Source organism: Trabulsiella guamensis ATCC 49490 (assembly GCF_000734965.1).
In the GTDB taxonomy this organism is placed as follows: domain Bacteria; phylum Pseudomonadota; class Gammaproteobacteria; order Enterobacterales; family Enterobacteriaceae; genus Trabulsiella; species Trabulsiella guamensis.
Map to the genome: position 1 here is coordinate 72,852 of NZ_JMTB01000091.1, position 14,318 is coordinate 87,169.

The 14,318-nt window shown below is 54.9% G+C and carries 14 protein-coding genes; 3 read left to right on the forward strand and 11 right to left on the reverse strand.

Features of this window, described 5'->3' with window-relative positions:
- Nucleotides 1–64: 64 nt before the first annotated feature.
- A complete protein-coding gene (gene dnaB / locus GTGU_RS14515; protein ID WP_038158374.1) occupies nt 65–1,480 on the reverse strand; it encodes a replicative DNA helicase in 1,416 nt (471 codons plus the stop codon).
- A gap of 63 nt (nt 1,481–1,543) precedes the next feature.
- Here dnaB and GTGU_RS14520 point away from each other — a divergent pair, with 63 nt between their 5' ends.
- Nucleotides 1,544–2,527, forward strand: a complete 984-nt coding sequence (locus GTGU_RS14520; protein ID WP_038158376.1) for a quinone oxidoreductase — start codon at nt 1,544–1,546, stop codon at nt 2,525–2,527.
- Nucleotides 2,528–2,690: 163 nt separating this feature from the next.
- On the opposite strand, the gene pspG is transcribed toward GTGU_RS14520, so the two are convergent.
- From pspG to GTGU_RS14535, 3 genes are all read right to left on the reverse strand, one after another.
- Nucleotides 2,691–2,933, reverse strand: coding sequence for an envelope stress response protein PspG (gene pspG, locus GTGU_RS14525; RefSeq protein WP_038158377.1), 243 nt, complete (start codon nt 2,931–2,933; stop codon nt 2,691–2,693).
- A gap of 140 nt (nt 2,934–3,073) precedes the next feature.
- On the reverse strand, nt 3,074–4,072 hold the full coding sequence (gene dusA, locus GTGU_RS14530; protein ID WP_038158379.1) for a tRNA dihydrouridine(20/20a) synthase DusA: 999 nt from the start codon (nt 4,070–4,072) through the stop codon (nt 3,074–3,076).
- 81 nt (nt 4,073–4,153) lie between these two features.
- Entirely contained in the window at nt 4,154–5,401 is a 1,248-nt protein-coding gene (locus GTGU_RS14535; protein WP_038158381.1) for a conjugal transfer protein TraF, read from the reverse strand.
- Between the two features lie 313 nt (nt 5,402–5,714).
- Here GTGU_RS14535 and zur point away from each other — a divergent pair, with 313 nt between their 5' ends.
- The gene (gene zur / locus GTGU_RS14540) at nt 5,715–6,230 is read left to right on the forward strand and encodes a zinc uptake transcriptional repressor Zur (protein WP_038158383.1); all 516 of its coding nucleotides are present in this window, start codon (nt 5,715–5,717) and stop codon (nt 6,228–6,230) included.
- 68 nt (nt 6,231–6,298) lie between these two features.
- Here the strand turns inward: zur and GTGU_RS14545 are convergent, their stop codons facing one another.
- The 4 genes from GTGU_RS14545 to GTGU_RS14560 form a co-directional block, all read right to left on the reverse strand.
- On the reverse strand, nt 6,299–6,508 hold the full coding sequence (locus GTGU_RS14545) for a CsbD family protein (RefSeq protein ID WP_038158385.1): 210 nt from the start codon (nt 6,506–6,508) through the stop codon (nt 6,299–6,301).
- A 138-nt stretch (nt 6,509–6,646) separates the two neighbouring features.
- A complete protein-coding gene (gene dinF, locus GTGU_RS14550) occupies nt 6,647–7,966 on the reverse strand; it encodes an MATE family efflux transporter DinF (RefSeq protein WP_038158387.1) in 1,320 nt (439 codons plus the stop codon).
- A 68-nt stretch (nt 7,967–8,034) separates the two neighbouring features.
- Nucleotides 8,035–8,643: a transcriptional repressor LexA gene (lexA, locus tag GTGU_RS14555; RefSeq protein WP_038158388.1), complete on the reverse strand. Its 609-nt coding sequence runs from the start codon at nt 8,641–8,643 to the stop codon at nt 8,035–8,037.
- Nucleotides 8,644–8,751: 108 nt separating this feature from the next.
- The gene (locus GTGU_RS14560) at nt 8,752–9,120 is read right to left on the reverse strand and encodes a diacylglycerol kinase (RefSeq protein WP_038158390.1); all 369 of its coding nucleotides are present in this window, start codon (nt 9,118–9,120) and stop codon (nt 8,752–8,754) included.
- A 177-nt stretch (nt 9,121–9,297) separates the two neighbouring features.
- Between GTGU_RS14560 and plsB the strand changes: the two genes are divergently transcribed.
- Nucleotides 9,298–11,718 (forward strand): glycerol-3-phosphate 1-O-acyltransferase PlsB, encoded by a 2,421-nt coding sequence (gene plsB / locus GTGU_RS14565; protein ID WP_038158392.1) that lies wholly within the window; start codon nt 9,298–9,300, stop codon nt 11,716–11,718.
- A 43-nt stretch (nt 11,719–11,761) separates the two neighbouring features.
- On the opposite strand, the gene ubiA is transcribed toward plsB, so the two are convergent.
- The 3 genes from ubiA to malM form a co-directional block, all read right to left on the reverse strand.
- On the reverse strand, nt 11,762–12,631 hold the full coding sequence (gene ubiA, locus GTGU_RS14570; RefSeq protein WP_038158394.1) for a 4-hydroxybenzoate octaprenyltransferase: 870 nt from the start codon (nt 12,629–12,631) through the stop codon (nt 11,762–11,764).
- 13 nt (nt 12,632–12,644) lie between these two features.
- Nucleotides 12,645–13,142, reverse strand: coding sequence for a chorismate lyase (ubiC, locus tag GTGU_RS14575; protein WP_038158396.1), 498 nt, complete (start codon nt 13,140–13,142; stop codon nt 12,645–12,647).
- A 186-nt stretch (nt 13,143–13,328) separates the two neighbouring features.
- Nucleotides 13,329–14,261, reverse strand: coding sequence for a maltose operon protein MalM (malM, locus tag GTGU_RS14580; RefSeq protein ID WP_038158398.1), 933 nt, complete (start codon nt 14,259–14,261; stop codon nt 13,329–13,331).
- Nucleotides 14,262–14,318 lie beyond the last annotated feature (57 nt).

Sequence of the window (14,318 nt, forward strand, 5' to 3'; positions counted from 1 at the left end):
TTCCTTAATAAAATAATCACCTGAATCATTCGCGTTGCAGGAAGGCGACAAGGATGACAGTGATTTATTCGTCGTCGTATTGTGGGCCGGCGTAGTTATCGAAACGCGACCACTGACCGTTAAAGGTGAGACGCACGGTGCCAATAGGGCCGTTACGCTGCTTACCAATAATAATTTCTGCGATGCCTTTCAGGTCGCTGTTCTCGTGATACACCTCATCACGATAGATGAACATGATCAGGTCAGCATCCTGCTCAATGGAGCCGGATTCACGCAAGTCAGAGTTGACCGGGCGTTTATCGGCACGTTGTTCCAGTGAGCGGTTAAGCTGCGACAGCGCCACGACCGGGACCTGCAACTCTTTTGCCAGCGCTTTCAGCGAGCGCGAAATCTCAGCGATTTCCAGCGTACGGTTATCGGATAACGACGGCACGCGCATCAGTTGCAGGTAGTCGATCATGATAAGACCGAGACCGCCATGCTCACGGGCGATACGCCGCGAACGGGAGCGCACTTCCGTGGGCGTCAGACCCGAGGAGTCATCAATATAAATATTGCGTTTTTCCAGCAGAATGCCCATGGTACCGGAGATGCGCGCCCAGTCTTCGTCATCCAGTTGCCCGGTACGGATACGGGTCTGATCAACACGGGACAGCGACGCCAGAGAACGCATCATGATCTGTTCAGAGGGCATTTCAAGGCTGAAAATCAGGACCGGTTTATCCTGCAACATCGCCGCGTTTTCGACGAGGTTCATCGCAAATGTCGTTTTACCCATTGATGGACGCGCCGCCACGATGATCAGATCCGACGGCTGCAGACCGGCGGTTTTCTTGTTCAGATCGTCATAGCCGGTATTGACGCCCGTTACGCCATCATGCGGCTGCTGGAACAATTTCTCGATACGTGCCACGGTCGCATCAAGCACATCGGCGATATTTTTCGGCCCTTCGTCTTTATTAGCGCGGCTTTCCGCAATTTTAAACACGCGGGATTCGGCGAGGTCGAGCAGATCTTCGCTGGTGCGACCCTGCGGATCAAAACCCGCTTCAGCAATCTCGTTGGCAACGGAAATCATTTCGCGGACAACGGCACGTTCGCGCACGATGTCTGCATACGCGCTGATGTTCGCGGCGCTTGGCGTGTTTTTTGATAATTCGGCCAGGTAGGCGAAACCGCCGACGCTGTCGAGCTGACCCTGTCGCTCCAGCGATTCCGCGAGGGTGATCAGATCAATCGGACTGCCGGTCTCCTGCAGACGCGCCATTTCGGTAAAAATGTGGCGATGCGGACGGGTATAGAAATCATCCGACACGACCCGCTCGGCGACATCGTCCCAGCGTTCGTTGTCCAGCATCAAACCGCCCAACACCGACTGTTCCGCTTCAATCGAGTGCGGCGGCACTTTTAAACCAGCCACCTGCAAATCGCGGTCGCGAGGTTCAGTCTGTTGTTTGTTGAAGGGTTTATTTCCTGCCATAGTGAATGGAGTTACCGAGCCTGATATTGGGTCGTAAGATTATCACAGAGTTCAGGAGGAAGCATGGCAACACGAATTGAATTTCACAAACATGGGGGTCCTGAGGTACTGAAAGCGGTCGAATTTACCCCTACAGACCCTGCCGACGATGAGATCCAGGTGGAAAATAAAGCCATCGGCATTAACTATATCGACACCTATATTCGCGGGGGACTTTACCCGCCGCCATCCCTGCCAAGTGGCATCGGTACCGAAGCCGCGGGTATCGTCAGCAAAGTGGGTCGTAATGTGACACATATTAAAGCAGGCGATCGCGTGGTGTATGCGCAGTCCGCGCTGGGGGCTTACAGTTCAGTACACAACGTACCCGCCGCGAAAGCCGCCATCCTGCCATCAGCCATCTCCTTCGAGCAGGCCGCCGCCTCATTCCTTAAAGGTCTTACCGTCTTTTATCTGCTGCGCAAAACCTATGAAATCAAACCGGATGAACAGTTTCTGTTTCACGCGGCAGCTGGCGGCGTGGGGCTGATTGCCTGCCAGTGGGCTAAAGCGCTCGGTGCAAAGCTGATTGGCACTGTTGGCAGCGCGCAGAAAGCGCAGCGGGCGAAACAGGCGGGCGCCTGGCAGGTGATTAACTATCGGGAAGAGAGCGTTGTTGAACGGCTGAAGGAGATCACCGACGGCAAAAAAGTGCGCGTGGTGTACGACTCCGTGGGGAAAGATACCTGGGAAGCGTCGCTGGATTGCCTGCAGCGCCGTGGGCTGATGGTCAGTTTCGGTAACTCATCAGGTGCGGTTACCGGCGTTAACCTCGGCATCCTCAATCAGAAAGGATCACTGTACGTCACGCGTCCATCTTTGCAGGGCTATATCACCACCCGCGCAGAGCTGGAAGAAGCAAGCAATGAGCTGTTCTCGCTGATTGCCAGCGGCGTGATTAAAGTTGATGTCGCGGATAATCAGAAGTACACCCTGCACGATGCGCAGAAAGCACACGAGGTGCTGGAAAGCCGCGCAACGCAAGGCTCCAGCCTGTTGATTCCCTAAAAAAAATTTGGGCTTCCACCGCGGTGGAAGCCCTTTTTTTATTCGGCTGTCTGTAGGGTACAGCGCGATGAATTCGTTACTGCGGGATAGTGACAGATTTATTTCGCAAAACCTAAGTACTTTTATGCAAAACTTCTCAGGTTGTGATCCCCTGCACAATCAATCAGTAACGCCAGCGGTCACTGCGGCGGTACTGCGGGATTTTCGGCTCTTTGATAAGCCGAATCACCCACACCACTGCTACCGCCAGCAACAGCCAGGGCAGCAATTTCAGCATCATCGCGAGCAGACCACCAACGAACATCAGTGCCGTCGCCACGACGATAGCCACCAGAATCCCCAGTAATGACACACCCGTCACCAGCAGCATGACGAAAAATCCAATCACAAATAACAGTTCCAGCATGGTGCTCTCCCCAAAGAATTGTTGTTTCTTTGCGGGGGTATTTCAAGAAGCGTGCCAGAAGTTAACTCATTGAACAGAAAGCAAAACGCCCTGAAAATCATTTCAGGGTGTGGTGAATTTGACGAAATAGTAGTGAAAAATTAACGCTTATTCGCCACAAGCTGCAGCGCCTGCTCAAGAACGTTAATGTCAGCCCCCGCTTTGTGCGCGTTTTCACTGAGGTAGCGACGCCACTGGCGCGCACCCGGAATGCCCTGGAACAGACCGAGCATATGGCGGGTGATGTGGCCCAGATATGTGCCATTGCTGAGTTCACGCTCAATGTAAGGATACATCGCCCGTACCACGGCCACCGGGTCGGCATCTGCTGCGTCCACCGCGAAAATCTCGCGATCGACCGACGCAAGAATGCCTGGGTTCTGATACGCCTCACGTCCGACCATGACACCGTCCATGTGTTGCAGGTGCACTTTCGCTTCTTCCAGCGTCTTAATGCCACCGTTGATCGACATCGTCAGTTGCGGGAAATCACGCTTGAGCTGCCAGACGCGCGGGTAATCCAGCGGCGGGATCTCGCGGTTTTCCTTCGGGCTCAGGCCGGAAAGCCAGGCTTTGCGCGCATGAATGATGAACGTGTCGCACTCGCCGTGACCGGAAACGGTGCTGATGAAATCGCAAAGAAATTCGTAGCTGTCCTGGTCGTCTATCCCGATACGGGTTTTAACCGTCACAGGCACCGACACCACATCGCGCATCGCCTTTACGCAGTCGGCGACCAGTTGCGCGTTGCCCATCAGGCAGGCGCCAAACATGCCGTTCTGTACACGATCGGACGGGCAGCCAACGTTGAGGTTGATTTCGTCATAACCACGCGCCTGCGCAAGTTTTGCGCAGTGCGCAAGCTGCGCCGGATCGCTGCCACCGAGTTGTAACGCGACCGGGTGCTCTTCGTCGCTGTACGCCAGATAGTCACCTTTGCCATGAATAATCGCCCCGGTAGTGACCATTTCCGTATACAGCAATGTGTGGCGTGACAGCAGGCGCAAAAAATAACGGCAGTGCCTGTCCGTCCAGTCGAGCATTGGCGCGATGGAGAAACGGTGAGCAGGGAAAACAGATGACGAGGTCTCTTGCAGCATGGCGAATAATTAAGCATCCGGGTAAAAAGGGGCGCTACTATAGCATAAAGATAAACCGGAGGCGTGAACCTCCGGTCAACATCAGAATGTCACGCTCAACTGCGCGCCGGCCCCCCAGGTTTCGTCTTCGCCGTACAGCCCCATCAGATCGAGGTGGACACGGTTGAATGGCGCAAAACCGACACCAGCGGTAAAGACGTTGCTGTCGTTACTCTTCACATCCGCCCGGTAACCAGCACGCACTGCCAGCCAGTTCAGCGGCTGAATTTCCGCACCTACGCCAACATACTGCGAGTTCTCTTCGCTTTTAAAACCTTTCGTTTCAGTCAGATCGCCATCGGCGGTGAGCGTCACCAGATCGTTATGCCAGGCGACACCGGCTGTTACCAGCGGGCTGATCTGGTAGGTATCGCGCACGCCGCCTACCTCTTTGGTGTCGATATCGCGCGACATCAGGTTCTGACCGCTTAAACCGACTGTCCAGTTTTCGCCAAAATCGGCGGCCAGCCCGGCATCCACGTTAAACCCGGTGTCGTCATTACGGTAGCGACTGTTTTTGAGATCGCCGCTGTTATAGCTGTAAATCGACACCGTGTAGTTATAGAGCCAGGTTTTTTGCAGCTTAGGGGTAATGCCCACCGAGACCGGCACGCCGCCAATATCAAACTGCCGGGCGACGGCCACACCGTAGTCAGAAACGATGGCTGCGCGACCAAAGCCGGTAGACTTCAGGTTATCAGGATCGACGGTCAGGGCAGTAGCAGGCACCGCCTCAATTACCCGTAACTGGTCGATATCACCCTGATCGATATAAGAACTGACCCGCGCACGGGCGTTGGCTTTCGCCACAAACGCCACCGACAGGGTGTCGTTCGGGATACTTACTGCGATCCCGCCTGCGGCTTTACCCGTAGCGGTTTTCCCTTTCAGCGATTCCAGTTGATTGGCAAGCGAACCGGCCGCCGACGAGACCTGACGATATCCCGGCGAACCTGGAATAAAGAGATCAGCCAGATTCAGGTTATCCAGGGTATCGCGGTAGTTATCCACGTCGTCGCTGATATCATCGATTTTATCGCGTAGGTTGTCCTGATCGCTGATCTGCGCGCCAATGGACGGGAAGACTACCGTGATGTCATCCTCAGGTTTCGCTTTCGCCAGCAGCGCCGGGTTACTGAACACGGCACTGCCATATTGGGAAGCAGCGACACCTGTTCCACCCATTGCATTATTTCGCGTTTCCGCACCAAAACCCGCTGCACTTGCCTGATTTGCCACAAGAAAGGAGAGTGCGACGGGTAACACCGACATTTTGACGTTTTTTTTCACAGTATGCTCGTTATAGGCAGATGAATGTTTATCCCTTTCCAGTTATCACCTGAAAAGGGGTGAACTATTGCTGTGAATAACGATGAAAAAACGGGTTTCACGCGGGATTAGCCACAGGGGGAACCACTGTATTTGTTATATTCTGTGTCACCCCTCACTATTTATAGATGAGAATATTCTTTTCTGGAAAGTTTCGGATTACTGGAAATCTCAAACGCAGAAGGATCTTCGCAGACGTTCCGTGCAGATCTCGGTGTTTTTGGTATTACATGGTAAAGTAAGGGATTAAAATCCACGCAACCAGAGGGTGCTCATGGACAAGACAACTTCGCAAGCGCTGTTAGCCCATGCAGAGAAAGCCTGCGCGCAACGCGGCGTGCGCCTGACTCCGCAGCGCCTTGAGGTGCTACGCCTGATGAGCCTGCAACCCGGTGCCATCAGTGCCTACGATCTTCTGGATCTGCTGCGTGAAGCTGAACCGCAGGCAAAACCACCGACCGTCTACCGGGCGCTGGAGTTTCTACTCGAGCAGGGCTTCGTGCACAAAGTCGAGTCTACCAACAGCTATGTGCTGTGCCATCTGTTCGATCAGCCAACACACACCTCAGCGATGTTTATCTGCGACAGATGCGGCGTCGTTAAAGAAGAAGGGGCGGAAGGGGTCGAAGATATTCTGCATACGCTGGCGGCCAGAATGGGGTTCGCATTGCGTCATAACGTCATTGAAGCCCATGGCTTGTGCGCGGACTGCGTTGAAGTTGAAGCCTGCCGTCACCCTGGCGAATGCGGGCACGATCACTCCATTCAGGTGAAGAAAAAACCACGCTAAAAACAGAGCGGGCGGCAAAAAGCCGCCCTGAGGGTTGTACATCCGTGTACGCTCGGGTAAGAGCCCTATTACCAGTGATAGTCGTTACGGGTTTCCCAGTCACTAACCTCTTTCTCAGCCTGGTCTTTCGCGTAGCCATAACGTTCCTGAATACGACCAACCAGCTGATCGCGACGACCTTCAATCACCGTGAAGTCATCATCAGTGAGTTTACCCCACTGCTCTTTCGCTTTACCTTTCAGCTGTTTCCAGTTACCGCCGATTTCGTCTTTATTCATCGTCAAATCCTCATCGTTCGGTTGTTAAAAAATTCTCGTCAGCCCTTCGCTTTCTGCTGACCTTCGCTTTCTGCTGAACGTAATAATAAGTTTAGACGAGACTGCTACACCCGATTCGATATTCAGAATTTTTAACCGTCAGGCAAACCATGTGTTGTGTTTCCAGTGACGCCGCCAGATCCACGCCAGTGACAATCCGCGCAATGCCAGGAAGACTGCCAGCGACAGCCACAAACCATGGTTGCCCAGCGTCGGTACCGTCAGCAGCGTTAAAGCAAACCCTGCCGCCGCTACAGCCATGCTGTTACGCATCTCTGCGCCGCGAGTGGCGCCGATGAACATGCCGTCCAGCAGATAACACCAGACACCGATCACCGGTAAGATGACCTGCCAAATGACATAGCGATCAGCCAGCTGTTGCAGGGAGGGTAAAGACGTAAGCATGGCAACGATCTGCTCGCCCGCCACCAGATAAACCAGCGCAAACGCCAGTGCCACCAGCCCGGACTGACGACACGCCGCGCCCCAGACGTGCAACAACTGGCTGCTGTCTCTCGCGCCGTACGCTTGCCCGGAATGGGCTTCCACGGCATAGGCGAAGCCATCCAGCGCGTAGGCAGTGAAGGTCAGCATGGTCATCAACACCGCATTGACCGCCACGATTTCGCCTCCCAGACGCGCACCGAAAACGGTGATGGCGCCAAAGCACAGTTGCAGCAGCAGGGAGCGCAGCATGATGTCGCGATTGAGTGCCAGCAGCCGCCGAAAATTGCCGCGCCACGCCTGTTTCAGTAATGCCAGCGAGACGCCACGCAGCGCCAGAACCCGGCGCGCCATCAGCAGGCCGATGATGAACGTGACATATTCGGCAATGGCCGTTGCCAGCGCCGCGCCCTGGACGTTCATATGCAGGCCCATCACCAGCCAGAGATCGAGGACAATATTCAGTATATTGCCAACCACCAGCAGGATCACCGGGGCGCGGGCATACTGAACCCCTAACAACCAGCCCAGTAATACCAGATTCGCCAGCGACGCAGGCGCACTTAGCCAGCGGATCGTCAGGAATCGCCGCGCCTGTTCAAGCACTGCATCATTGCCACCGACAATATGCAAGGCGAGTTCAATGACTGGCCCGCGCAACACGACGATTAATGCCCCGGCACCCAGCGCCATCAACAACGGTTGCACCAGTGCTCTCGCCAGCGCCAGTGGATCTTTCGCGCCAAACGCCTGCGCAGTGAGACCCGTGGTACTCATCCTCAGAAACAGCAGCAGCATGAACAAGAAACTGGTCGCTGTCGCCCCGACCGCCACACCACCGAGGTAAACCGGACTGTCGAGATGACCGATCACGGCGGTATCTACCAGCCCAAGCAAAGGCACGGTGATATTAGAGAAGATCATCGGCAACGCCAGACGCCACAGCGCCTTGTCAGCTGCGTTGAAAAGTTGCATGGGGAAAACCTGAGGTAAAACAATACGTATACTGCGGCACCGGGTGCGCCGCAGTAGGAAAAGGGAGGTTACAGCCAATCGCCGTTGCGAATCACGCCGACGGCCAGCCCTTCAATGGTAAAGCTCTGGTTGCGAAGATCCACCACGATAGGGGAAAACTCGGTGTTTTCTGGCAACAGCTCAACCGTGTTGCCCTGTTTTTTCAGGCGTTTAACGGTGACTTCGTCATCAATGCGCGCGACAACCACCTGGCCGTTGCGGACATCCTGCGTTTTATGAACTGCCAGCAGGTCGCCATCAATAATACCGATGTCTTTCATGGACATTCCGCTGACGCGGAGCAGAAAATCCGCGCTCGGTTTGAACATGGACGGATCCACCTGATAATGGCCTTCGATGTGCTCCTGCGCCAGCAGCGGCTCACCTGCTGCGACACGGCCAATCAGCGGCAGCCCTTCTTCCTCTTCAACCAGCAGGCGAATGCCGCGAGAGGCGCCAGAGACAATCTCAATGACGCCTTTACGCGCCAGCGCTTTCAAGTGCTCTTCAGCGGCATTTGGGGAACGGAACCCCAAACGCTGAGCGATTTCCGCACGCGTCGGTGGCATGCCCGTCTGGCCGATGTGATCCCGGATGAGATCAAACACCTCTTGCTGCCTGGTCGTTAACGCTTTCATTCCGCCCCCTGGGTGTATATACAGTTATGCTGTGAGTATATACAGTTAACGCCCAATTTGAAACCACAAAAAGCACAAAAACCAGAGTCTTCTTCAATTCTGGAAGCATTATCGAAAATGTGACCACAACAGCGTGACCCAGGTGATGAGCGCGATAATAATCGCCAGCAGAACCGCCGCCGAGCCCATATCCTTTGCCCGGCCAGAGAGCTCATGGCGTTCCGTTCCGATGCGGTCCACCACTGCTTCTATCGCGCTGTTGATGATTTCCACTATCATCACCAGAAGAACAGAGCTAATCAGTAATACCCGCGTGATGGCATCGACATCCAGTACGCAGGCAATGATAATCGCAACGATGGCGGCAACGCCCTCCTGACGAAACGCGGCTTCGTTGACCCACGCAGCGCGTATCCCTTTCCAGGAATATCCAGCTGCGTTGATGATTCGGGTTAACCCGGTGGTATTATTAGCCATCAAAAAGAACCTTTTGTTATGTGCGTCAATGACAAGTACGGGTATTAACCGGAATAATTCACGCTTCGGCCTACACTATCGCGGCATGAAGTATGACGGCTTACCACAGATATTCTGTACGCTTTCTGTTATTCTTGCCGCGCATTTGCATTATTAACCAGAGGCTTTACATCGTTTATGTCCGGCTGGCCACGAATTTACTACAAATTACTGAACTTACCATTAAGCGTACTGGTAAAAAGCAAGTCGATTCCGGCAGAACCTGCTCAGGAGTTAGGGCTCGATACATCGCGCCCTATTATGTACGTTTTACCTTATAACTCTAAGGCAGACTTGCTGACCTTGCGCGCTCAATGTCTGGCGCATGATCTCCCCGATCCGCTGGAGCCGCTTGAAATCGACGGCACCGTGCTGCCGCGCTATGTGTTCATCCACGGTGGTCCGCGCGTCTTCACCTATTACGCGCCGAAAGAAGAGTCCATCAAACTGTTCCATAACTATCTGGATCTGCATCGCAGCAATCCGGATCTCGACGTGCAGATGGTGCCGGTTTCGGTGATGTTTGGTCGTTCGCCAGGGCGTGATAAGGGTGAAGAGAACCCACCACTGCGTATGCTGAATGGCATTCAGAAATTTTTCGCCGTCACCTGGCTTGGTCGCGACAGCTTCGTGCGTTTCTCCCCTTCCGTCTCCCTGCGCCGGATGGCCACGGAGCACGGCACGGATAAAACCATCGCTCAGAAACTGGCGCGCGTGGCGCGGATGCACTTTGCCCGTCAGCGTCTGGCGGCCGTCGGCCCGCGTCTGCCGGCGCGTCAGGATCTGTTCAATAAGCTGCTGGCCTCGAAAGCGATCGCCCGCGCAGTGGAAGACGAAGCGCGCAGCAAAAAAATATCCCACGAGAAAGCCCAACAGAATGCCATCGCCCTGATGGAAGAAATTGCTGCAAACTTCTCCTATGAGATGATTCGCCTGACCGATCGCATCCTCGGTTTTACCTGGAACCGGTTGTACCAGGGGATTAACGTTCATAATGCTGAGCGTGTGCGTCAGCTGGCGCATGACGGGCACGAAATCGTCTATGTGCCCTGCCACCGCAGTCACATGGATTACCTGCTGCTCTCGTATGTGCTTTATCACCAGGGGCTGGTGCCGCCGCACATCGCTGCGGGGATTAACCTTAACTTCTGGCCTGCCGGGCCGATTTTCCGTCGCCTCGGTGCGTTCTTCATCCGCCGTACCTTCAAGGGCAACAAGCTCTACTCCACCGTGTTCCGCGAATATCTGGGCGAGCTGTTCAGCCGTGGCTATTCCGTGGAGTACTTCGTGGAAGGCGGGCGTTCGCGTACCGGCCGTTTGCTGGATCCGAAAACCGGCACTCTGTCGATGACCATTCAGGCAATGCTGCGCGGCGGAACACGTCCGATCACGCTGGTGCCGATCTACATCGGCTACGAGCATGTGATGGAAGTGGGTACGTATGCGAAAGAGTTACGCGGCGCCACCAAAGAGAAAGAGAGTCTGCCGCAGATGATACGAGGCTTAAGTAAGCTGCGTAATCTCGGTCAGGGCTATGTCAACTTTGGCGAGCCGCTACCGCTGATGACATACCTGAATCACCATGTGCCAAACTGGCGCGAGGCTATCGATCCTATCGAAGCGGTGCGTCCGGCCTGGCTGACGCCAACAGTCAACGATATCGCCGCTGACCTGATGGTGCGCATTAACAACGCCGGGGCCGCCAACGCCATGAACCTGTGTTGTACGGCGCTGCTGGCTTCTCGTCAGCGTTCTCTGACCCGTGAGCAGTTAACGCAACAGCTGGATTGCTACCTTGAACTGATGCGCAACGTGCCCTATTCGCCGGATTCAACCGTGCCGTCTGTATCCGCCAGCGCGCTGATCGACCACGCGTTGCAGATGAACAAGTTCGAAGTCGAGCAAGACACCATCGGCGATATCATCATTCTGCCGCGCGAGCAGGCGGTGCTGATGACGTACTACCGCAACAACATCGCCCATATGTTGATGCTGCCGTCGCTGCTGGCGGCTATCGTCACGCAGCATCGCCACATTTCCCGCGACGATATTCTGCGTCATGTCCAAATCCTTTACCCGCTGCTGAAAGCAGAGTTGTTCCTGCGCTGGGAAAACGATGACGTAGTTGATGTCATTGATGCGCTGATGGCGGAAATGCAGCGTCAGGCGCTGATCACCCAACACGACGGCGAGATCGCTATCAATCCGTCACATTCCCGGACGCTGCAACTGCTGGCAGCAGGCGCACGTGAAACGCTGCAGCGCTATGCCATCACCTTCTGGTTGCTCAGCTCGAATCCGTCGATTAACCGTAGTACGCTGGAAAAAGAGAGCCGCACCGTGGCACAGCGGCTGTCGGTGCTACACGGCATTAATGCACCGGAATTCTTTGACAAGGCAGTATTCAGTACACTGGTGCTGACGCTGCGTGATGAAGGCTATATCAGCGACACGGGTGACGCCGAGCCGGAAGAGACGATGAAGGTGTACCAGCTTCTGGCGGATTTGATTACTTCGGATGTTCGCCTGACGATTGAAAGCGTCAGTCAGGACGCATAACACGCCTTTCATGACAGAGCCCTCTCCCTGGAGAGGGCTTTTTTTATGCCATAAAGCTCATCGCCAGCCCAAGAAACAGCACCAGACCGACGTAGTTATTGTTCATAAACGCTTTGAAACAGGCATCGCGCTCGCGATCTTTAATCAGCTTCTGTTGATATACAAACAGCGCACCAGCGACGGCCACCGACCAGTAAAACGCCCAGCCGAGATGATTCATTATGCCGATAGCGACCATCAGCGCCAATACCGCGACCTGCAAAATACCAATGATCAGCTTGTCGTATTGCCCGAACAAAATCGCCGTCGATTTAATGCCGATTTTCAGGTCGTCATCGCGATCAACCATCGCATACTGCGTGTCGTAAGCTACTGCCCACAGAATGTTGGCGAGGAACATCAGCCAGCAGCTCAGCGGCAGCGATTCGCTGACCGCCGCAAACGCCATCGGAATGGACCAGCCAAACGCTGCGCCCAGCACCACCTGCGGCAGATGAGTGTAGCGTTTCATAAAGGGGTAAACCCATGCGAGCGCGAGCGCTGCCACAGAGAGCAGAATGGTCATGGTGTTAAGCGTCAACACCAGCAAAAATGAGAGCATAACCAGTACGACAAACAGCGTACGCGCTTCTTTCTCAGTGACATCACCGCTGGGCAACGGACGATGCGCAGTACGTTTAACGTGGCCATCGAATTTGCGATCGGCATAATCGTTGACCACGCAACCTGCCGCACGCATCAGCCAGACGCCAGCGACAAAGACGGCGAGGATCCACAACGGCGGCAGACCGGGCGCCGCCAGCCACAACGCCCACAGCGTCGGCCATAGCAACAGCAACGCGCCAATTGGTTTGTCGGTACGCATCAGGCGATGAAATGCCAAAAGCTTATTCTGCGTAAGACTCCACTCCATTTTTTTGTACCTCTTAATACAGCGGCGATGCAGGCAAAAATAGCTCTGTCAGTAACAGCGGTTTCCCGCTCAGGCGAAGGCGGGAACGACGCCCCCACAGCTCTGCATAGCGACCGATTTCAATAAAATCCCGGGTCAGCGATGACGACGTAAACAGGTAACGACCCAGCGGCACGGTCCCGAGCTGCTGCAGCGCCAGCTCCGGGCCGGTCAGCGTGGATTCAGGCACCACGGTGCGCCCCGCCAGCCACGGTTCGCCATCAGCACACAGCAGAATTTCCCGCAACCAGTAACGCGGCTCGTCGGGTAACAATGCCTGTTCTTCTTCGATGGCATCGCGTGTCACAAAGCCTTCGCGGATCATCGTCACAGTGATGGTTTTGCCCTGCTGCTCAAAACGTTTGGTCATGGAATCTTCCAGCAGCAGCCAGTCCAGCAGTTGCGGATCCAGAGAGGGAATTGCGTCGTAATAGCGTAGCTCACGCAGTTGCGTGAGTGCCGGATGTGTCATGCCTGACGTCTCCAATACATAACTTTGTGGCATTGTAACGCAGAAAAGCGATTTCGGGGGCGGGGAAACGTCAATATACGATCATTAGCGTAACAGGCATGTAACGAACCTTAATAATAAAAAAGGTGCGCCCGGGGTGGACGCACCGAAAGGCTTCGCCTAAACATCAGCATTGCGGGGAAACGGTTACCCCTTGCCTTTTACACTGCTGATAAAGGTGGAACGAGCAGATGTCGAGCCGAGGCGTTCAGCTTCGTCCAGGAGTTTCAGGGCTTTATCAACATCACCTTTGGCAACCGCCTGCTTAATGGCGTTGTTGAAATAGGCTTCCGTATCATTGAGTACCGGTGCGCTCGGTTTCGCTGGTGCTACAGGCGCTGCCGCAACCGGTGCGGCATAGGCCGGTGCTGCCGTGTTGCCGACAGTGACCGGGCCAGGTTTAGAGGCGCCGAACAGCGGGCCGACCAGCACGCTGGAGCCGGAAGAGGTTTTCACTTTCAGTTTCACCGTGCCGTCAGTCACGTGGCGGGCAATCGGATCCGGGATGTCAGGCACCGCGTTGCCGGTACCTTTCGCATAGGCTTTTGCCGGATCAAGCAGCGTGGTGGTCTGCTGGAGATCCTGTGGCGTAGTGAAGACCAGCACGTAAATTTTCTGCTGACCCAGCGCTGGCGTCAGGCGCATTTCGCCTTCCAGACGGTCGGCGCTCATGACGCCTGGCTCCTGGTAAGTAAAATAGCTGCTCGGGAAAAACGCAGAAGGCGTCATGTTCTGATCAAGAATGAGTACGTTCGGCGCAAAGACCTGCGTTCTCTTATCCACTTCGCTACTGAGCGTCAAATACAGCTCACCGATATTAGCCGGTACGCTATACGCGGCGACCGGACCACTGATGCCTGGAACATTAAGCTGCTGGCCGCCCGTGGAAAGTTGGGTCGCCTGCGTTTTGGATTGATCGACTGGCGTCCAGGTCAGTTGCTGGAGTGCATCAGTCGGGATGGTGGGTGCGGCAGAGGTATTCTGCGGCACAATATTCACATCAGCGAGCGTCATCATCGGAGCGCTGGCCAGTAAACCTGCACAGAGACTCAGTGCGACGAGACTTTTTTTCATTTTCATCGTTATTCCCTCAAACAGGGTCCAGTCGGTAGCCAGGCAATGGCGCGCTGAACCTAA

Coding starts and splice junctions, on each gene's coding strand:
- lexA (WP_038158388.1), bottom strand. CDS start 8,643: ATGAAAGCGTTAACGACCAGGCAGCAAGAGGTGTTTGATCTCATCCGG.
- ubiA (WP_038158394.1), bottom strand. CDS start 12,631: ATGGAGTGGAGTCTTACGCAGAATAAGCTTTTGGCATTTCATCGCCTG.
- dnaB (WP_038158374.1), bottom strand. CDS start 1,480: ATGGCAGGAAATAAACCCTTCAACAAACAACAGACTGAACCTCGCGAC.
- dinF (WP_038158387.1), bottom strand. CDS start 7,966: ATGCAACTTTTCAACGCAGCTGACAAGGCGCTGTGGCGTCTGGCGTTG.
- plsB (WP_038158392.1), top strand. CDS start 9,298: ATGTCCGGCTGGCCACGAATTTACTACAAATTACTGAACTTACCATTA.
- GTGU_RS14545 (WP_038158385.1), bottom strand. CDS start 6,508: ATGAATAAAGACGAAATCGGCGGTAACTGGAAACAGCTGAAAGGTAAA.
- pspG (WP_038158377.1), bottom strand. CDS start 2,933: ATGCTGGAACTGTTATTTGTGATTGGATTTTTCGTCATGCTGCTGGTG.
- malM (WP_038158398.1), bottom strand. CDS start 14,261: ATGAAAATGAAAAAAAGTCTCGTCGCACTGAGTCTCTGTGCAGGTTTA.
- ubiC (WP_038158396.1), bottom strand. CDS start 13,142: ATGACACATCCGGCACTCACGCAACTGCGTGAGCTACGCTATTACGAC.
- dusA (WP_038158379.1), bottom strand. CDS start 4,072: ATGCTGCAAGAGACCTCGTCATCTGTTTTCCCTGCTCACCGTTTCTCC.
- GTGU_RS14520 (WP_038158376.1), top strand. CDS start 1,544: ATGGCAACACGAATTGAATTTCACAAACATGGGGGTCCTGAGGTACTG.
- GTGU_RS14560 (WP_038158390.1), bottom strand. CDS start 9,120: ATGGCTAATAATACCACCGGGTTAACCCGAATCATCAACGCAGCTGGA.
- zur (WP_038158383.1), top strand. CDS start 5,715: ATGGACAAGACAACTTCGCAAGCGCTGTTAGCCCATGCAGAGAAAGCC.